A 16,405-nucleotide genomic window follows, 5' to 3' on the forward strand; every position below is an offset into this window, starting at 1 on the left:
GACCGTGCCGAAGCACGGTGACCAGCGGTCTCTGGGTGGAACTACCGGCCCAGGTTACGCGACGTGTCCGTGTACCGCCAAATCGCCCCAGAGTGCGCCCGGTCACTTCCTCAGGCCAGGAGCGGCGTCGCCAGGCGTAGCCCGCCAGGGCCACCGCGGCCCACGCCGCCGCCCAGAGCGACCGCAGCAGCGCCGTCGACGCGGCCAACGACCCGGTCAGCGCCCGTGCGGTCCGCCATCACCGGCGGGGCGAGCCAGGGCGCGGTCGAGCCGCTCAGGCCGAGGACCAGGGCGCCGACGGCGCCGAGGGCCAGCACGGCGACGCCGTGCCCGGCGCTGCCGGTGACGGCCCGGCTGGACAGGGCGCCGAGCGCCACAGCCGCAGCCAGGGCCAGCAGGTGCGCCCAGAGGCGGGCAGCCCGGCCGCCCGCTCCCGGGCGGGCCCGACCACCACCTGGGCCAGCCGGCGCTGCACGTCCGGCTCAACGTCCAGCAGCATCTTGGTCTGCCAGGCCAGCACGGGGACGAGCACCACCGCCGAGACGCCGTAGGCCTCGGCCGGCTGGGCCCGGCCGCCGCCGTAGCGGACGCCGAGGGCGAGCAGCCCGGCGAGTACCGGCGCCAGCGCCCGTCCGGTACGCAGGAACCCGGCCAGCCGCAGCCGGACCAGCGCGGTCACCGGGCAACCCGGACCCCGCGGAACGGCGCCAGGCCGAGCCGCTCCACCCAGTCCGCCGCGGCCCGACCGGCGGCCGGGCCTGCGGGCCCGGCCACCCGGCCCATCGCGGCGGGATATTGCGCCACGGTGAACGGCTGGTCGGCCGGGAAGCGCTCCGGCACCCAGCCGACGGCGGCGGGCCGGTCGACCACCCGGCCGCGGGTCGGCCGGAGCACCCCGGCGGCGAGCCTGCCACAGCGGACAGACGAACGGGGCCCCGCCACGAGTCGTGGCGGGGCCCCGGGTTACGTCAGGCGTGCTCAGCCCTCGGTCGAGGTCTCCTGCAGGTTCTTCACCACGTTCGGGTCGACCGGGACGCCCGGGCCCATGGTGGTGGTCAGGACGACCTTGCGGAGGTACTTGCCCTTGGCCGCGGACGGCTTGGCGCGGAGCACCTCGTCGAGGACGGCGGCGTAGTTGTCGATCAGCTGGGTCTCGGAGAACGAGGCCTTGCCGATGATCAGGTGCAGGTTGGAGTGCTTGTCCACCCGGAAGGTGATCTTACCGCCCTTGATGTCCGAGACGGCCTTGGTGACGTCCATGGTCACCGTGCCCGTCTTCGGGTTCGGCATCAGGCCGCGCGGGCCCAGGATCCGCGCGATCCGGCCGATCTTGGCCATCTGGTCGGGGGTGGCGATCGCCGCGTCGAAGTCGAGCCAACCACCCTGGATCCGGGCGACGAGCTCGTCGGTGCCCACCTCGTCCGCACCCGCCGCGGCGGCCTCTTCGGCCTTCGCGCCGGCGGCGAAGACGATCACGCGGGCGGTCTTACCGGTGCCGTGCGGCAGGTTGACCACGCCGCGGACCATCTGGTCCGCCTTGCGGGGGTCGACGCCGAGGCGCATCGCGACCTCGACCGTGGCGTCGAACTTGACGTTGGTGGTGTCCTTGGCCAGCTTCACGGCCTCGGCGGGGGTGTACAGCTTCGACCGGTCGATGACATCGGCGGCCTTGCGGTAGCTCTTGCTGCGCTGCATTTCCTGTTACTCCTGTGGTCTCTGGCGGGCCGCGTTCACCGCGCGCCCTCCCACGATCTGATCTGGTCTGCCGAGGCCGACGTCAGTCGTTGACGACGATGCCCATCGACCGGGCGGTGCCGGCGATGATCTTCTCAGCCTGGTCGAGGTCGTTGGCGTTGAGGTCGACCATCTTCTTCTCGGCGATCTCACGCAGCTGGGCGCGGGTGACCGAGCCGACCTTCTGGCTCTGCGGCACGCCGGAACCCTTCTCGACGCCGGCGGCCTTGATCAGCAGCCGGGCGGCGGGCGGGGTCTTCAACACGAAGGTGAAGGACCGGTCCTCGTACACGCTGATCTCGGCGGGGACGATGTCGCCCCGCTGAGCCTCGGTCTGCGCGTTGTAGGACTTGCAGAACTCCATGATGTTGACGCCGTGCTGGCCGAGCGCGGGGCCCACCGGCGGCGCCGGCGTGGCCTGGCCCGCCTTCAGCTGAAGCGTGAACGTCTTGACGAGCTTCTTCTTCGGAGGCATGTCTCTTCCTGGGGCTTGGAACTGGGAAATGTGCCGGCCGCGGGCGCGCACGGTCAGCGCGGTGCGACAGCGGCGACATTCAAGAGTAGCGCAGCTTCCCGCAACCCCTTCCGCCGAGGGTCCGGCGGAGGGCGGAACGACGACGCCGGCGGCAGGCTGCTGCCCACCGCCGGCGACCGGAACATCGTCAGATCTTGGCGACCTGGTTGAAGTTCAGCTCGACCGGCGTCTCCCGGCCGAAGATCGACACCAGCACCTTGAGCTTCTGCTGGTCGGCGTTGATCTCACTGATCGTCGCCGGCAGCGAGGCGAAGGCGCCGTCGGTGACGGTGACCGAGTCGCCGACCTCGAAGTCGAGGACCCTGACCTCGGGCTTGGCCTTCTTCTCCTCGGCCTCGACCGCCGGGGCCAGCCACTTCAGCACCTCGTCGAGGCTCAGCGGCGCCGGACGGTCGGCCCGATCGGTCGCCCCCACGAAGCCGGTGACCCCCGGGGTGTTCCGGACGCAGGAGTAGGACTCGGCGGTCAACTCCATCCGGACCAGGATGTAACCCGGGAAGACCTTCGCCTGGACCTGGGACCGCTTGCCGTTCTTGACCTCGACCTCTTCCCGGGTCGGCACCTCGACCTGGTAGATGAAGTCCTCCATGTCGAGGGAGGTGATCCGGGTCTCGAGGTTGGTCTTGACCTTGTTCTCGTAGCCGGCGTAGGAGTGCACCACGTACCAGTCGCCGGGCGCATAGCGCAGCTTCTGGCGCAGCTCGGCGACCGGGTCGTACTCCTCGTCCGGCGCGGGCTCGGTGGTCGGGAATTCCGGCTCGCTGGCGGCCTCGACCGACTCATCGTTGGCCGCCGTCGCCACCGTGGACTGCTCGTCCGTGGTCTCGGCGGTCTCGTCGTACTCAGGCACGCTCGCTCACTTCCGTCACTATCGGCACAGTCAGCCGGTCAGCTGGGGTTGCCGAAGACCCACAGCACGCCCTTCGCGAACGCGAAGTCGAGAAGGCCCACGATCGTCAGCATCACCGCGACGAACGTGACCACCACGGCGGTGTAGGTCAGCAGCTCCTTGCGCGTCGGCCAGATGACCTTACGCAGCTCCGCCACGACCTCGCGGAAGAACCGCGCGATGCGGACGAAGAGCCCCACCCGGTCGGTGTCCTTGCGGGTCTTCCGACCGTCGGCCGACTCGGCCCGGGCCCGCGCGCGGGTCGCCGTGCCGCCCCGGGAAACTGGCTCGTCCGCGTCGGTGGCGTCGTCGTCGGCCACGTCGTCGACGACCGCATCTTCGCGCAGACGCTCGTCGTCGGCGTCCTCGCCGCGCCGCTTGTTCTCGGCCACTTCGCCCTCCGTGCGGGGTATCGGGTCGCACGCCGATGGGCGTGCGCGGCGTTTGGTCACGCCGGCCGGACCATCCGTCCCGCGACGGGCCGCGGCCGGCGGACCGAGCTGGAGGGCCCCGATGCCTCGGAACCACCCCACCGGTACCACCACCACGGGCCGGACGCCGCCGTTCGGCGGCGCGACCCACGGGAACGGTCAGGCCTGAGGCGCAGGGGTGACAGGACTTGAACCTGCAGCCTGCGGTTTTGGAGACCGCTGCTCTGCCAATTGAGCTACACCCCTGTGCGGCAACTCTCACCCCACCCGGCCACGCACGACCGAGCAGGGGTCACTTGCCCCACGGCGGACCAGTGTACGGGTAGTCGTACGACTTTCCCAACCGGTCTGCCCCACGCAGGTCGGAACGCCCCTCAGCGGGGCGTCCGGATGGTCGCTCGGGCCTGCGAGAGCACCTTCTCCCCCAGGCAGGTGGCCGTCACGTCGAGCCTGGTCAGGCCGTCCTGGGTGACCTCCTTGACCACCGCGGCGACCTCGATCTCGGTGCCCTGGTCGTCGTCCGGGACGACCACCGGGCGGGTGAACCGGACGCCGAAGTCGACCACCGCGTCCGGCGCGCCGGCCCACGTGGTGACCGCCCGGCCGACCAGCGCCATGGTGAACATGCCGTGGGCGATCACCCCGGGCAGGCCGACCTTGGTGGCGAACCGGTCGCTCCAGTGGATGGGGTTGAAGTCGCCGGAGGCCCCCGCGTAGCGGACCAGGTCCGCGCGGGTCACCCGGAACGTCTGGGTGGGCAGTTCCATGTCAGGCCTCCCCGCGTACGACGATCTTGGACCAGACGGCGACCACCGGCTCGCCGGCGGTCGTGCGCACATCGGTGCGGGTGGTCAGGAAGCCGTGCCCGCCCCGATTGGTGACCTCCTCGATGGTGCTCACGCAGACCAACTCGTCGCCGGCCACCATTGGACGGGTGTAGGCGAACCGCTGGTCGCCGTGCACCACCCGGCTGTAGTCCACGCCGAGGGCCGGATCCTCGACGATCTGCCGGCTGGCGGCCATGGTGACCACCACGGGGAAGGTCGGTGGGGCCACCACGTCGGGGTGCCCGAGCGCGCGGGCCGCCTCCGGGTCGTGGTGGGCCGGGTCGGTGGCGCCGACGGCCGTGGCGAACTCACGGATCTTTTCTCGGCCCACCTGGTAGGGGGCGGTCGGCGGATAGGTCCGGCCGACGAAGGACGGGTCCAGGGACATGCCGCGAACCTACACGGAAAACACGAACGCCGATCCGTACAGGGCGCCGGCCCGGAGGCCGCCGTCCATGCGGATCGGCGTTCGGAGATGCTGCGGGACCGGGCCGGCGAACCGGCCGCGGGTCAGCGGGTCTCGCGGTGGATGGTGTGCTTGCCGTCCCGGGGGCAGAACTTCTTCAGCTCAACGCGGTCCGGGTCGTTACGGCGGTTCTTGCGCGTGATGTAGTTGCGCTCCTTGCACTCCACACACGCCAGAATGATCTTCGGCCGGACATCGGTCGCCTTCGCCACGGCGGAGTGCCTTCCTCGCTACGGGTAACAACTACGACGCGCCAGCCTATGCGCTGGCAGCGCGGACATGCAAAGTGGGCGCCTGGGGCGCCCAACCCACCGACCGCCGGAGAGCCCGGAGGACGAGAGTAGCGGTGGCCGGACTTGAACCGGCGACACAGCGATTATGAGCCGCTTGCTCTGCCATCTGAGCTACACCGCCGTGGCGGGTCCAGCCGGACCCTGTGAGCCCCCTTACGGAATCGAACCGTAGACCTTCTCCTTACCATGGAGACGCTCTGCCGACTGAGCTAAGGGGGCCTACCCGATCACCCCGAAGGGCGTCGCGCAGAGGAAACAGTACACGACCCCGCCGCCGAGGTGAAATCGGATCCCCCCATATCGCGGGCCGATCCCCCTCGTCACAGCTCAGAGCAGAGTCGCCGAGCGGTCCGGAACCACCCGCAGCCGGGGCGCCTCGGCGGCAGCGACCTCCGGCTCCACCTGCGCGCCGAACCACGCCTCCAGCCGCTCGTACGGCAGCGGCCGGCTGAACAGGAAACCCTGGCCGATCTCGCAGCCGATGTCCTGGAGCAGCTCGAGGGTCAGCTCGCTCTCCACCCCCTCGGCGACCACCGCGAGGCCGAACTGCTGGGACAGGGTCACCACCGCGTTGACGATCGCCAGATCGCCCGGGTCGGTCGCCATGCCCTGCACGAACGAGCGGTCCACCTTCACCTCGTGCACCGGCAGCCGGCGCAGGTAGGCCAGGGACGAGTAGCCCGTCCCGAAGTCGTCCACCGAGAGCCGTACCCCGAGGTCGCGCAGCCGGTGCAGGGTCGGAATCGGCCGGTCGGTGCCGTCCAGCACCCCGGCCTCCCGGATCTCGAACGTGAGCCGCTGCGGCGGCACACCGTACTCGTCGAGCAGCTCGCGTACCCGGTCCGGGAAGTGCGGGTCGGTGAGCGTACGCGCGGAGAGGTTGACCGCGACGGCGAGCGGCTGCTCGGCGTGGGTCCAGTCCCGACTACGCCGCAGCCCCTCCCGGAGCACCGCCTCGGTGAGCCGGCTGAGCTGGCCGGTGTGCTCGGCCACCGCGACGAAGTCCTCCGGGGCGACCGTGCCGTGCGTCGGATGCTCCCAGCGGGCCAGGCACTCGACCCCGAGCAGCCGCCGGCCCCGCAAGGTCACCTTGGGCTGGAAGTAGACCTCCAGCTCGCCCTCGTCGAGGGCGCGGCGCAGGTCGCCGGCGAGGCCCAGCCGGCGCATCGACCGGGACTCCAGCGCCGGATTGAACAACTGCACGCTGCCGGGCACCGACTTGGCCGCCGTCGCGGCCAGGTCGACCCGTTGCAGCAGAGTCGCGGCGTCGCTGCCGTGATCCGGGTGTACGGCCACCCCGACCGCGGTGTCCACGTCGAGGGTGAGCGAGTCGAAGACCATCTCGTCGCGGATCTGCTCGCGCAGCTCGGCGGCCAACTCCAGGGCCGCCTCGACGTTCTCCAGCCGCAGGGTCACCAGGAACTCGTCGCCCCCGGCCCGACCCACCAGCGCCGAGGAGGGGGCCGAGGCGCGCAGCCGATCGGCCACCTCGGCCAGAACCTTGTCCCCCGCGGCGTGCCCGAGCGAGGCGTTGACCTGGCGCAACCCGTCCACGTCGAAGAGCAGCACGGCGACCACCTCGCCGGGCGCCCGGATCTTGACCGACTCGTCGAGCGCGCCGGTGATCCGCCGCCGGTTCGGCAGCTTGGTCAGCGCGTCGTGGTACGCGTCGTGGCGCAGCCGGTCGACCAGGCGGGAATTCTCCAGGGCGACCGCCGCGTGCGCGGCGACCGTCTCCAGGACGGGCACGTCGTCCGAGGTGAAGAAGCTGAGAGCGCCGAGCCGGTTGGTGACCTCGAGCGTGCCGATCACCGCCTGACCGGAGCGGAGCGGAACGACGATGACGTCCTTAACGGCCGCTTGCCGCAACACGTCAAGCTGATCCCGCTCCCCGCCCACCCGGGCACCGAGAGCGACGGTCTGGCACGCGTCGACGGCCCGCTCCCGCAGGCTCACCGGCGTCTTGGAGAAGTCGAGCAGGCCCGGATCATCGACCCGAGCGCTGAGCAGCACCTCCGGATGACGCCCCTGCTGCGGCAACCAAAGAGTGGCGTACTCCGCCTGCATGAGGGCGCGCACCCGGCCGAGCAGGGCGTCCGGCAGCGTGCCGTCCTGACCGCTCTGTGTCATCGCCCGGGTGAGGTCGTAGATGTCGGCGAGCGTGCGGTGCTGACGCAAGAACTGGGCGTAGGTCCGGTAGACGACGCCCACGATCAGCCCCAGCGCGGCCAGCAGCAGCAGCGACCAGTGGGTGGTGGTCACCGTGATGAGGATGATCAGCCCCACCGTCACGTTCACGACCGCCGCCAGGAGCGGCACCGTCGAGGTCTTGACGACCTCCAGGCCGGCCTGCCAGCCCTGGATGAGGGTGATGACACCCACCACGGCTGCCAGGGTGACCAGGGTGACCGTGCTCACCGCCGCGAAGAGGATGCCCCAGGTGCCCGGACCGACGCCCTGGATCGGCGGCATCCCGAGGATGACCAGACCGGCCAGCGAGGTGGCCGCGGCCGAACGGGCGACGTTGAAGGCGAACTTGGCCGGACCAAGCCGCCGCCGTACCTGGATGACCACGGCCGCGAGGGTCGCCACCAGGACGACCGTGAGGGGTGGCAGGTAGTAGAGCGCCAGCACCAGGGGGATCTCGCTGATGGTGGCGGTCAGCGACTGCCTGCGCACGACGAAGCTGAGGACGGGCAACTGCGCGACGACCAGGGCGACGAACAGGAGGAAGGCAGGTCCCCACTTACCGTGCGGGTGCGGTGCGGCGAGAGCCAGGAAGGTCGAGCAGACGACGGCCAGCAGAGCCAGCGGCCCGGTGATCAGCCAGGCCTTCTCCGTCGTGCGTCGAGCCACTCCGGTGCGACTTACCATCTGGCTCCCTCATCGTCACGGAGAGTGAGCTCCACGTCCACTCCGAAGCCACCCACGTCAGGGCTACCGGAGGGGGCCCCAGACGGACGGATCTTCGTTCGGGTTGCGGCCTAGGCCCATTCGAATTCAAGAGTGGTCACTCCGCCGGTGGCCGGGGTGCCGGCCACGTCGACGACGCCCACGACCAGGGCAACCAGCATCAGGGTCAGACCGAGCAGCCGACCCAGCTTTTGAGTAGGCATCTGTGGGCTCCTGTCGCAAACGGGCAGCACGGGGGGGCGTGAAGACTCCATGATGGTGCCACAAGCGCCGAGGGCAACAAAGACCTCGGTGGGTGGGCTCCGCCGGGACGCGGCCAAGTCCAACCGATCGGCAGGATGCCCTGCCTGGCGGGGTGATACCCGCACCGCCCTGTCCGCCACGCCTCGCTTCGCTTGGCGATCACTCGGACCTTAGGTGTCAATGGTTGATTCTTCTTGAGTGCCCCCGAAGCCGCGAAACGCCCGTAAGCCCGCGCGTCACCTGTCTGCCCGCCTCGACTACCAGAGCCGGGCCGGCCAACGCTACCCATGTATCGAAGAATTTGCCGTTTGCGCGGTCACCAAGCGTGGCGAACCGGGAGCCGGCTCCCGTCGACGGACTGGTCCGATCGCGGGCGGCGCGGAACGACGAAGGCCGTGGGGGGCCGTCTTCTACCGTCAGGGGTGGAGACGGTCGCGATGGGGTCGTTGTGGGAGGAGCTGTCCGGTCGGGAGGCTACGGCCCGGGAGCGGGTGGAGCGCACCCGGGAGCAGAACGCGGAGCTGAACCGGCGACTGGTGGCTGAGGAAAAGGCCCTGTCCCGGCTTGTGACCACCACCTGGGAGACGGTTGAGGAGATCCTGGGTGACGCGGCGCCAGGCGGCGCGCGCGACGGCGGGGATGCAACCGTGTATGGCGAAACAAGTGGCCAGATCGATCAGGAATCGAGAAGTGCAGGTCATGGAGCCGCACCTAGCCTCACTGCCATGGACATCACCATTCACACGAGCTTCCTCCCGCATGACGACCCGGACGCCTCCCTGGCCTTCTACCGCGACGCCCTCGGCTTCGAGGTCCGCAGCGACGTCGGACAGGGCAAGATGCGTTGGATCACGGTCGGCCCCGTCGACCAGCCCGGCACGTCCATCCTCCTGGCGCCGCCGGCCGCCGACCCCGGGGTCACCGAGGACGAGCGCCGCACCATCGCCGAGATGATGGCCAAGGGCACCTACGGCTGGATCCTGCTGGCCACCCGGGACCTCGACGGCACTTTCGAGAAGCTGCAGGCCGGCGACGCGGAGGTCGTCCAGGAGCCGACCGAGCAGCCGTACGGCATCCGCGACTGCGCCTTCCGCGATCCCGCGGGCAACCTGGTCCGCATCCAGGAGCTTCGCTGAGCCGTTCGGTCATCGATTCGGCCATGATGGCCGGCGTCGCGACCACCTGCGAAGAATGCGGCGGCCAGCGCTTCCAGGCCGCTGCCCTCGACCACCCCCTCGGCGGCCGCACCATCGCGGTCGACTCCGGCAAGTCGGTCATCGTCATCGAGCACCTCGCCGCCTGCTCGGCAGGTAACCCAGGTGCTCGCGGACATCGATGAAAGGAGTTCTCTCATGTGTCACCCCTCGTGGGGGCGTGCACTCGCCGCGGCGCAGCGCCTGAGCGACCTCGCGCGGCTGCGCCGTGTCCGCGACCGGATCGACCGGGAGTACGCGCAGCCGCTGAACGTCGAGGCGCTCGCCCGCGGCGTGAACATGTCGGCCGGGCACCTCAGCCGCCAGTTCCGGCTGGCCTACGGCGAGTCGCCGTACGCGTACCTGATGACGTGGCGCATCGAGCGCGCGACGGCGCTGCTGCGTCGTGGCGACCTCAGCGTCACCGAGGTCTGCTTCGCGGTCGGCTGCTCATCGCTGGGCACCTTCAGCACCCGCTTCACCGAGCTGGTCGGCATGCCGCCCAGCGCCTACCGGCGCCGCGCAACGGGCGCTGCGGCGGGGATGCCGCCGTGTGTGGCGAAACAGGTGACAAGACCGGTCAGGAATCAAGAAGCACCGGTCGCCGAGCCGCAACTAGCGTGACGGCCATGGCATCCATCGAATCCGTCATCCTCGACGTGGCCGACCCCACGGCCGCCAACCTCTTCTACACCGCCGCCTTCGGTTTGGACACGCAGATACGCCTGCGGGCCTCGGAGGCACCGACGACCGGCTTCCGTGGGTTCACGCTGGCGCTCACGGTGTCCCAGCCGGCCACCGTCAACGGCCTCATCGGCGCTGCCCTGGACGCCGGTGCCACGCCGCTGAAGCCTGCCGCGAAGTCGCTCTGGGGCTACGGCGGTGTCGTACAAGCCCCGGACGGGACGATCTGGAAGGTCGCGACCTCGGCGAAGAAGGACACCGGCCCGGCCACCCGGCAGATCGACGAGATCGTGCTCCTGCTGGGAGTCGCGGACGTGGCCGCGAGCAAGCGGTTCTACGTCGAGCACGGCCTCGCCGTGGCGAAGAGCTTTGGCCGCATGTACGTCGAGTTCGCTGCTGGGTCGAGTCCCGTCAAGCTGGCGCTGTACAGGCGCCGTGCCCTTGCCAAGGACGTCGGCGTCGCTCCCGACGGCACCGGATCGCACCGGCTCATGATCGGCGGCGATGCCGGGCCTTTCACCGACCCGGACGGGTTTGCATGGGAGGCCGCATCGCTGGCACCCACGCCCTGATGGGTCACTGCTGCCTGCCCTACCTGGCGGCCGATCACGAGACGGCCGCCGGGCGAACCGACTGATGACCGATGGAGCCCCTCCCCTGGAGGAAGGGCTCTCCACGAAGTGACCGGAGGAAGCATGACGGGCGCGCCGCCCCGTGGGCTTGAGGAGAGGCTGCGGGACACCCGCGCGAAACTGGAGAGCGACGTCGATCTCTGGGTCGCGACGTCGGGCTCCCCGGGCGTCCACCTCATCCCGCTCTCGTACCTCTGGGACGGGGCCGCGTTCCTCATCTCGACGCCGCGTGCCTCGGCCACCGGCCGCAACCTGCTGGCGGACGGCCGGGTGCGACTCAGCCTTGGGCCGACGCGCGACGTCGTCGTCGTCGACGGCGCCGCCGAGCCGGTGGACACCGCCGACCTCGGCCCGGAGACGGGCGACGCGTTCGCGACCAAGACCGGTTTCGACCCGCGCGAGCTCGACGAGCCCTACCAATACTTCCTGATCCGGCCGCGGCGCATCCAGGCCTGGCGGGAGGCGAACGAGCTGCAGGGACGCGTGCTCATGCGCGACGGCCGCTGGCTCGGCTGACCGCCGCACGGGAACACACCCGCCCCGCCCGGCGAGCGGTGCGGGTAAGGATGTGGACTTCCAGCGGGGACTCCTCACTCGGATCGAACAGAGCTGACGCATCTCAGACCGCCAGTTCCAGTAGACGGACACCTTCGGAGCGAAGGGGAAGACGATGTCAGGCGTCGAACACCGGCGGGATCGCTGCGGTGATCGAGAAGCCGTGCGTGGTTTGGCCAGCGAGCCAGGCGACCTCGCTCGCCGTGCCGATCCGCCAGCTTCGCCCGTCCTTGGTGACCTCCATGAAGCCCATCCAAGCCGACGCGTCGGTTCCGGTAGGCCGATATTCGGTGGAGGTCGCGCGTCTGAACGCCGGCCACGACCAGGTGGAGAGGCGAACTGGGGACCAGGTTGGCAACCGCGTCCAGGTGCTTGCCGGACCACCCCGGACACCAACAGACGGGCTGACCACACGCGCGGCCACCAACCAGTGATCCGCGATCTTCTTCTAGTCTGAAGGCCGGCATGGGCCATCCGTGGGCCAGTAACCATGGCGCGCAGCGGGCACGAGCGGGCACGAGACGCAACCGAGCCAGCCGTCGCCCGCAGGCGTTTCGGGCATCGCGACCGGTTGAGCACGCTCTACCAAACTGACGGTGCGGGTTCGATTCCCGTCGCCCGCTCCAACGCCCTCCAGCACCACCGTTCACTACTGGGACCCGGGTCCCCGCCCGTCCGTGACCTCGACGTCCGCCTCCCGGGACGCGACCCGGTGAACCAGCCTGTTCGCGTCGTCCTTGTCGATCCCGGTGGCCCGCAGCAGGTCGCTGGTGACGGTCCTGACCTGGGCCACGACCACCGTCCCGGAAAGGCCGACCCCTCTTCTGTACGCCGTCCCGGCCTCGCTCACCCCGAGCAGCGCGCAGTGCCGCGCCTCCCGCGGGACCCGGCGGCCAACGAAATCACGCCGGTACAGGCGGACCGCCTCGGCCAACCGGCCGATCGACGAGGGCAGCTCGGCCGGCGCCGGCTCCCCGTCCTCGATGACCGTCACCGACCGGCGGATCAGCGCCTTGCTGTTGAGCGCGGCCCGGTCCATGTGCTCCACCGCGCTGGCGTACGCCGCCACGACCTGCCGCCGGTGCCAGCGGGCCGGCGCGAGCGAGACCACCTCCTGCGCTCCGCTCAGCGCCTCGCGTACCTGGTCGAAGTCCTGGTTGATGCTCCGCAATCGGGTCAGGGCCTGCTCAGCCGCGGCGGCGTCCCGGTCGGTCAGCGCGCGGGCCGCGGCGTCCAGCTGGTCTGCGAGCACCTCCGCCGGCCGCGCGGCGGCCCGCTCGACGGCCCGCAACGGGTTGAGCGGCAGCAGCAGCACCACCACGATCATCCCGATCGAACCGCCGATGGCCGCATCGACGAACCGCGGATACTCCAGCTTGCCGACGGACGGAGACAGGGTCGCGATCAGCACGGCGGTACCACCGGCCTGGGCGACCAGCGTGCCCCGGCCACCCACCGCCAGGGCGACGATGATGGACAGCACGACGATCACGCCGAGCTGCCAGGCCCCGGTCCCCAGCAGCACGATCAGGAAATCGCCGATCGCCACGCCCACCGCGACCCCGATGATCAGCTCGACGGAACGCCGGAGCCGCCGGCCGATGGAGGAGACGATCGTGCCGACCGCAGCGCTCGGGGCGAAGACCGGCTGCTGGTTGTGGAGCAACTGGTGGGCCACGAACCAGGCCAGCGCCGCCGCGAGCCCCGCCTGCACCGCCACGATCAGCCCGAGCCGCAACTGGCGTAGCCGGTCCTTGCCGGTCGACTCGGTACGGCGGCGGAGCCCTGCGAGAGCCTCCTCAACGCGCTGCTTGTCAAGGTCGACCGGCGGGGATCTCCGGTGCCCGGCGGGCCCGCGGAGGCGGGAGAACATCTCCTCGGCTACCCGCTGAGGCGGAGCACAATCGCCGGGGCGGCTGGCCGAGAGCCCCCGGCTGGGCCGAGCCTGCCCGACCGAGCAGACCTCGCCAGCCAGGAGTGAGGGGCGACACCGAGCCGGAGACAGCAAAGGCCCCCGACCGGCGTTTCCGCAGGTCAAGGGGCTTGCAGTTCCCTGGTGGCGGGTAGCGGATTCGAACCTCTGAAGCTTTCGCGACGGATTTACAGGGCGTCGCCGTTCCGCCTACTACCAACCCACTTGACCTGGACTTTTGCGATTCGGGCATGGCGAAGGCGGCACTTTCCCCAACCCCAACCAACCCGGCCAACCCGGCCAACCCGGCCAACGTTTGTGGTCAGAGCACTAGCCGGGTGGTGACGGCGGCTCGGGTGGGCGTCCTCGGGCGCGGGCTGCATCGGACACGGCGATCCCGGCAAGGACGAGGGCAGCGGCGGCGGCGACCACCAGCGGCGGCAGCAAAATCATTGTCGGTGAGATGGCGGCGAGCACTCCGAACCCGATCAACCGGTTGCGGGACACCCGGCTGAACACCCCGTACTCGAAGAGGGCGCGTCCCGCCAGGAACAGCGCGGGTCCGCCGAGGATGACGGCGATCAGGGCAGGATCGGTGTGCCCGAACGGGTGCTCGATGACAAGCTCGTCGCCGACGGCGATGGCGAGGATGCCGATGATCATCACCAGGTGGGCGTGTACCGCCAACGTACCGACGCGGACTGGGTTGGAGGCCGCTGCGATGGCTTCCGCCAGCAGTTGCCCGGCGCGGTGGATGTAGATCCGCCACAGCAGCGCGGTGGTGGCGAACGCTATCGCCGTCGCGGCGCTGCTGTCGGCCCCGAACCCGCTGCCGCTGTAGGTCAGCCCGGTGACCAGGATCAGCTCGCCGAGCGCGATGATGAACAGCTGCTGGAAGCGCTCGGCCGCGTGCTCGCTGGAGACCTCGAAGTCCGCCGGGCTCGCGCGGCCCAGCCCTGGCGTGGAGTAGCCGAGTGCGGTTGCCGCGTACTCCACGGCCACCGCCAGGGTCCACAGCACGATCCGCGCCGTGTCTTGAGCGACGGCGCCCGCGATCCACGGCACCGCGGACACGACGGACCAGAAGAGTAGTCGTATAAACAGGCGCTGCGCCTCGTGGCCCGACAGCATGAGCACGACGACGGTGTAGCGACCGACATCCGTGGCGACGTACGCGCCTGCGAAGATCATGCCTCGCTCGTGGAACGCCTCAGGCGCTGCGGCGGCCATCACCAGCGTGCCGAACATGCTCGCCATGACCAGCACCTGTATCAGCGGTTGCCGCGGGTCCAACCGATCGGTCAGCCCTGCCGTACGCGTCCAGACCCCCCACAGGGCGAGCAGCAACACCAGCGTCTTAAAAGGCTTCGCTCCAGGTCAGATGCTCGACCAACCCCTGCGAGAGCTTTGCGAGCGCGAAGACGAACACCAGGTCGAAGAACAGCTCCAAGAACCCGGCTCGCGGTTCCTCGGGTCTCCGCAGCAGTCTTACTGCCCTACTCGTGGTCATCGGCTCGCCCGCTTCTGCCGCTTTTGTCGGCCTCTGCAGCAGTCGTACCATGCGGCAGCGCTCGTCGATACGAATGTGCCGCCGCTGCCTGGGGCCGATTGGCCGGGTTACACGCGACGGGCGACGGGCGACGGGCGAGGCCGCTGAGTTCCCTCCAGCCGTCGCCACCAGTTCTGATCAGCTCGTCGACCTTGGCCAGGCGTCGGGCCAGTGCCACACGTCGCGGAGTGTTACCGCCGGCGGCCGTTCAAACTTTCTGTACGTCTTCAACCTCTTCAAGGCGGCCCTTGACGGGCCGCACGCGCCGCCGCCTGGGCGCGCGTCCGACGCTCCGCTGTCGCTCCATGCCAGCCACGCAACACGCCCGGCCGCTGGCGCGGAGAGCGGGAAGCCCGGGGCCGCCGCAGACGGTAGCGCCGAGAGTGGTTGAGGTCCGTGGGCCGGCAGCCGGCCGCGCCGCGCGGCGCAGGGAAGGGCACGCCGGGTCCGCGCGGCGCGTCGCGCCGGTCGCCGGGTCGCTGTCAGTGCGCCTCGGGCAGGGGCGCAACGACTCCAGGATGGTCGGGGCTCCGTCCGCCGCCTGCCGGCACCTGGACGGTATCGGCCGGCACCAAACCGGATCGTCGCACTTTGCAGGGATGGGCCGAGAGCCGCGCGCGCAGCGTTGCCGGCGAGCTCGGCTGTTGCCAGAAGAGCCCACCGTCAGGTTCTTCAGTTCAGATACCGGTGCGGACGTCAAGCGGGTGAGACGACAACGTGCTTGACCTCTGCCATGTAGCGCCCGGCGGCCGTGGAGGCATCGTCCGGGGGGCTCCCGGTTTCACGCGCACGCATGTACGCCGCGTACCAGTCCCACCAGTCGTGCGGTGGGGCGACCGCCTCAAACGAGCCGTGGTGTTCGGCCGCCTCATGCAGGAGCTGCGCAAGATCTTCAACGTCCATCAGTCAAACCTCCTCGGTCGCGCGGACTGGTCACCGTCCGGGTTGCCGCTCCTTGACCTCCTGCAGCAGCCACCCGTTGCCGTCCGGGTCGGTGAACGAAGCGAATGAGGCGTAGCTGCGACGGTCTGGGGCGGGGCCGTCCACCCGTTCTTGGTCGCCGGTGTCGTAGACGTTGTGGTAGACCTCGCTCACCTCCACGCCCCTGCTGATCAGGTCGGCGCGGGCTTGATCGATGTCGTAGACCACGAGGTAGGTGCCCTGGGCAGTGCCAGGCGCCGCGGGGGTGAGCCCGCGGCCGAGGTGGATCGAGCATGCCGACCCCGGCGGCGTCAGTTGCACGATCCTGAACTTCGGGCCGGCCTCGTAGTCCGCATCGAGCCGCCACCCCAAGCCCTGGTAGAAGCGCAGGGCGCGGTCGACGTCAGCCACAGGGATGACGACGACCTCGAGTTTCATAGGCGTGGTCGGCTCCTTGACGACGTCCGTTGTGCCGGCCTGGTCTTCCTGCGGGTGCTCATGTCGACCTCCCGTGACGGATGTCTGGTTCGGTTCATGGCCCTGGATGAGCCTCCACCGGCCGGGGAACCGAGCGCCGGCTCCGGGTCATCCGTGGACCGGCTGACACGACAATTGTGGCTTGCCGGAC

The 16,405-nt window shown here is 70.1% G+C and carries 22 protein-coding genes and 3 tRNA genes; 5 read left to right on the forward strand and 20 right to left on the reverse strand.

Annotated elements, in window-relative coordinates; all coding sequences use genetic code 11:
• Positions 1-274: 274 nt before the first annotated feature.
• The 14 genes from SLP03_RS07805 to SLP03_RS07870 all read right to left on the reverse strand — a co-directional run bounded on the left by SLP03_RS07805 (position 275) and on the right by SLP03_RS07870 (position 8,291).
• A complete protein-coding gene (locus SLP03_RS07805) occupies positions 275-679 on the reverse strand; it encodes a hypothetical protein (protein ID WP_319459841.1) in 405 nt (134 codons plus the stop codon).
• A complete protein-coding gene (locus SLP03_RS07810) occupies positions 676-894 on the reverse strand; it encodes a hypothetical protein (RefSeq protein ID WP_319459842.1) in 219 nt (72 codons plus the stop codon). The genes SLP03_RS07805 and SLP03_RS07810 overlap by 4 nt, the downstream gene beginning before the upstream one ends.
• Before the next feature lie 84 nt (positions 895-978).
• Positions 979-1,695, reverse strand: a complete 717-nt coding sequence (gene rplA / locus SLP03_RS07815; protein WP_319459843.1) for a 50S ribosomal protein L1 — start codon at positions 1,693-1,695, stop codon at positions 979-981.
• 82 nt (positions 1,696-1,777) lie between these two features.
• On the reverse strand, positions 1,778-2,209 hold the full coding sequence (gene rplK, locus SLP03_RS07820; protein ID WP_319459844.1) for a 50S ribosomal protein L11: 432 nt from the start codon (positions 2,207-2,209) through the stop codon (positions 1,778-1,780).
• A 187-nt stretch (positions 2,210-2,396) separates the two neighbouring features.
• A complete protein-coding gene (gene nusG, locus SLP03_RS07825; RefSeq protein ID WP_319459845.1) occupies positions 2,397-3,119 on the reverse strand; it encodes a transcription termination/antitermination protein NusG in 723 nt (240 codons plus the stop codon).
• Between the two features lie 38 nt (positions 3,120-3,157).
• On the reverse strand, positions 3,158-3,550 hold the full coding sequence (gene secE / locus SLP03_RS07830) for a preprotein translocase subunit SecE (protein WP_319459846.1): 393 nt from the start codon (positions 3,548-3,550) through the stop codon (positions 3,158-3,160).
• Between the two features lie 212 nt (positions 3,551-3,762).
• Positions 3,763-3,835: transfer RNA gene (locus tag SLP03_RS07835), tRNA-Trp, on the reverse strand.
• Between the two features lie 128 nt (positions 3,836-3,963).
• Positions 3,964-4,356: a MaoC family dehydratase gene (locus SLP03_RS07840; protein ID WP_319459847.1), complete on the reverse strand. Its 393-nt coding sequence runs from the start codon at positions 4,354-4,356 to the stop codon at positions 3,964-3,966.
• A 1-nt stretch (position 4,357) separates the two neighbouring features.
• Positions 4,358-4,804 (reverse strand): MaoC family dehydratase N-terminal domain-containing protein, encoded by a 447-nt coding sequence (locus SLP03_RS07845; RefSeq protein WP_319459848.1) that lies wholly within the window; start codon positions 4,802-4,804, stop codon positions 4,358-4,360.
• A 122-nt stretch (positions 4,805-4,926) separates the two neighbouring features.
• Positions 4,927-5,094 carry a 50S ribosomal protein L33 gene (gene rpmG, locus SLP03_RS07850; protein WP_319459849.1) on the reverse strand — a complete coding sequence of 56 codons (168 nt, stop codon included), beginning with the start codon at positions 5,092-5,094 and terminating at the stop codon, positions 4,927-4,929.
• A 129-nt stretch (positions 5,095-5,223) separates the two neighbouring features.
• Positions 5,224-5,296 (reverse strand) — tRNA-Met (locus tag SLP03_RS07855).
• Positions 5,297-5,321: 25 nt separating this feature from the next.
• Positions 5,322-5,394: transfer RNA gene (locus tag SLP03_RS07860), tRNA-Thr, on the reverse strand.
• A 108-nt stretch (positions 5,395-5,502) separates the two neighbouring features.
• The gene (locus SLP03_RS07865; RefSeq protein ID WP_319459850.1) at positions 5,503-8,049 is read right to left on the reverse strand and encodes a bifunctional diguanylate cyclase/phosphodiesterase; all 2,547 of its coding nucleotides are present in this window, start codon (positions 8,047-8,049) and stop codon (positions 5,503-5,505) included.
• Positions 8,050-8,159: 110 nt separating this feature from the next.
• Complete coding sequence (locus SLP03_RS07870) at positions 8,160-8,291, reverse strand: hypothetical protein (protein WP_319459851.1); 132 nt, start codon at positions 8,289-8,291, stop codon at positions 8,160-8,162.
• 765 nt (positions 8,292-9,056) lie between these two features.
• Here SLP03_RS07870 and SLP03_RS07875 point away from each other — a divergent pair.
• The 5 genes from SLP03_RS07875 (at position 9,057) to SLP03_RS07895 (ending at position 11,356) form a co-directional block, all read left to right on the forward strand.
• The gene (locus SLP03_RS07875) at positions 9,057-9,467 is read left to right on the forward strand and encodes a VOC family protein (RefSeq protein ID WP_319459927.1); all 411 of its coding nucleotides are present in this window, start codon (positions 9,057-9,059) and stop codon (positions 9,465-9,467) included.
• A 23-nt stretch (positions 9,468-9,490) separates the two neighbouring features.
• A complete protein-coding gene (locus tag SLP03_RS07880) occupies positions 9,491-9,670 on the forward strand; it encodes a hypothetical protein (protein WP_319459852.1) in 180 nt (59 codons plus the stop codon).
• A 13-nt stretch (positions 9,671-9,683) separates the two neighbouring features.
• Positions 9,684-10,148 (forward strand): AraC family transcriptional regulator, encoded by a 465-nt coding sequence (locus SLP03_RS07885; RefSeq protein WP_319459928.1) that lies wholly within the window; start codon positions 9,684-9,686, stop codon positions 10,146-10,148.
• Between the two features lie 5 nt (positions 10,149-10,153).
• Positions 10,154-10,780 carry a glyoxalase gene (locus SLP03_RS07890; RefSeq protein WP_319459853.1) on the forward strand — a complete coding sequence of 209 codons (627 nt, stop codon included), beginning with the start codon at positions 10,154-10,156 and terminating at the stop codon, positions 10,778-10,780.
• A 123-nt stretch (positions 10,781-10,903) separates the two neighbouring features.
• Complete coding sequence (locus SLP03_RS07895; RefSeq protein ID WP_319459854.1) at positions 10,904-11,356, forward strand: pyridoxamine 5'-phosphate oxidase family protein; 453 nt, start codon at positions 10,904-10,906, stop codon at positions 11,354-11,356.
• Between the two features lie 157 nt (positions 11,357-11,513).
• Here SLP03_RS07895 and SLP03_RS07900 read toward each other — a convergent pair whose 3' ends face one another.
• The 6 genes from SLP03_RS07900 to SLP03_RS07925 form a co-directional block, all read right to left on the reverse strand.
• On the reverse strand, positions 11,514-11,639 hold the full coding sequence (locus SLP03_RS07900) for a hypothetical protein (RefSeq protein ID WP_319459855.1): 126 nt from the start codon (positions 11,637-11,639) through the stop codon (positions 11,514-11,516).
• 405 nt (positions 11,640-12,044) lie between these two features.
• Entirely contained in the window at positions 12,045-13,268 is a 1,224-nt protein-coding gene (locus tag SLP03_RS07905; RefSeq protein WP_319459856.1) for an FUSC family protein, read from the reverse strand.
• Positions 13,269-13,637: 369 nt separating this feature from the next.
• Positions 13,638-14,657 carry a low temperature requirement protein A gene (locus tag SLP03_RS07910; protein ID WP_319459857.1) on the reverse strand — a complete coding sequence of 340 codons (1,020 nt, stop codon included), beginning with the start codon at positions 14,655-14,657 and terminating at the stop codon, positions 13,638-13,640.
• Positions 14,658-14,664: 7 nt separating this feature from the next.
• Positions 14,665-14,757 carry a low temperature requirement protein A gene (locus tag SLP03_RS07915; RefSeq protein WP_319459858.1) on the reverse strand — a complete coding sequence of 31 codons (93 nt, stop codon included), beginning with the start codon at positions 14,755-14,757 and terminating at the stop codon, positions 14,665-14,667.
• Between the two features lie 795 nt (positions 14,758-15,552).
• Complete coding sequence (locus SLP03_RS07920; protein ID WP_319459859.1) at positions 15,553-15,759, reverse strand: bleomycin resistance protein; 207 nt, start codon at positions 15,757-15,759, stop codon at positions 15,553-15,555.
• A gap of 30 nt (positions 15,760-15,789) precedes the next feature.
• Positions 15,790-16,215, reverse strand: coding sequence for a VOC family protein (locus SLP03_RS07925; RefSeq protein WP_319459860.1), 426 nt, complete (start codon positions 16,213-16,215; stop codon positions 15,790-15,792).
• Positions 16,216-16,405 lie beyond the last annotated feature (190 nt).

It is taken from the genome of Micromonospora sp. RTP1Z1, assembly GCF_033804685.1.
In the GTDB taxonomy this organism is placed as follows: Bacteria; Actinomycetota; Actinomycetes; order Mycobacteriales; family Micromonosporaceae; genus Micromonospora.

Excerpts from the sequence above, each read along its gene's own strand:
- rplA (WP_319459843.1), bottom strand. The coding sequence starts at position 1,695 with ATGCAGCGCAGCAAGAGCTACCGCAAGGCCGCCGATGTCATCGACCGG.
- rplK (WP_319459844.1), bottom strand. The coding sequence starts at position 2,209 with ATGCCTCCGAAGAAGAAGCTCGTCAAGACGTTCACGCTTCAGCTGAAG.
- SLP03_RS07840 (WP_319459847.1), bottom strand. The coding sequence starts at position 4,356 with ATGGAACTGCCCACCCAGACGTTCCGGGTGACCCGCGCGGACCTGGTC.
- SLP03_RS07845 (WP_319459848.1), bottom strand. The coding sequence starts at position 4,804 with ATGTCCCTGGACCCGTCCTTCGTCGGCCGGACCTATCCGCCGACCGCC.
- SLP03_RS07865 (WP_319459850.1), bottom strand. The coding sequence starts at position 8,049 with ATGGTAAGTCGCACCGGAGTGGCTCGACGCACGACGGAGAAGGCCTGG.
- SLP03_RS07870 (WP_319459851.1), bottom strand. The coding sequence starts at position 8,291 with ATGCCTACTCAAAAGCTGGGTCGGCTGCTCGGTCTGACCCTGATGCTG.
- SLP03_RS07875 (WP_319459927.1), top strand. The coding sequence starts at position 9,057 with ATGGACATCACCATTCACACGAGCTTCCTCCCGCATGACGACCCGGAC.
- SLP03_RS07880 (WP_319459852.1), top strand. The coding sequence starts at position 9,491 with ATGATGGCCGGCGTCGCGACCACCTGCGAAGAATGCGGCGGCCAGCGC.
- SLP03_RS07885 (WP_319459928.1), top strand. The coding sequence starts at position 9,684 with ATGTGTCACCCCTCGTGGGGGCGTGCACTCGCCGCGGCGCAGCGCCTG.
- SLP03_RS07890 (WP_319459853.1), top strand. The coding sequence starts at position 10,154 with ATGGCATCCATCGAATCCGTCATCCTCGACGTGGCCGACCCCACGGCC.
- SLP03_RS07895 (WP_319459854.1), top strand. The coding sequence starts at position 10,904 with ATGACGGGCGCGCCGCCCCGTGGGCTTGAGGAGAGGCTGCGGGACACC.
- SLP03_RS07900 (WP_319459855.1), bottom strand. The coding sequence starts at position 11,639 with ATGGAGGTCACCAAGGACGGGCGAAGCTGGCGGATCGGCACGGCGAGC.
- SLP03_RS07905 (WP_319459856.1), bottom strand. The coding sequence starts at position 13,268 with ATGTTCTCCCGCCTCCGCGGGCCCGCCGGGCACCGGAGATCCCCGCCG.
- SLP03_RS07920 (WP_319459859.1), bottom strand. The coding sequence starts at position 15,759 with ATGGACGTTGAAGATCTTGCGCAGCTCCTGCATGAGGCGGCCGAACAC.
- SLP03_RS07925 (WP_319459860.1), bottom strand. The coding sequence starts at position 16,215 with ATGAAACTCGAGGTCGTCGTCATCCCTGTGGCTGACGTCGACCGCGCC.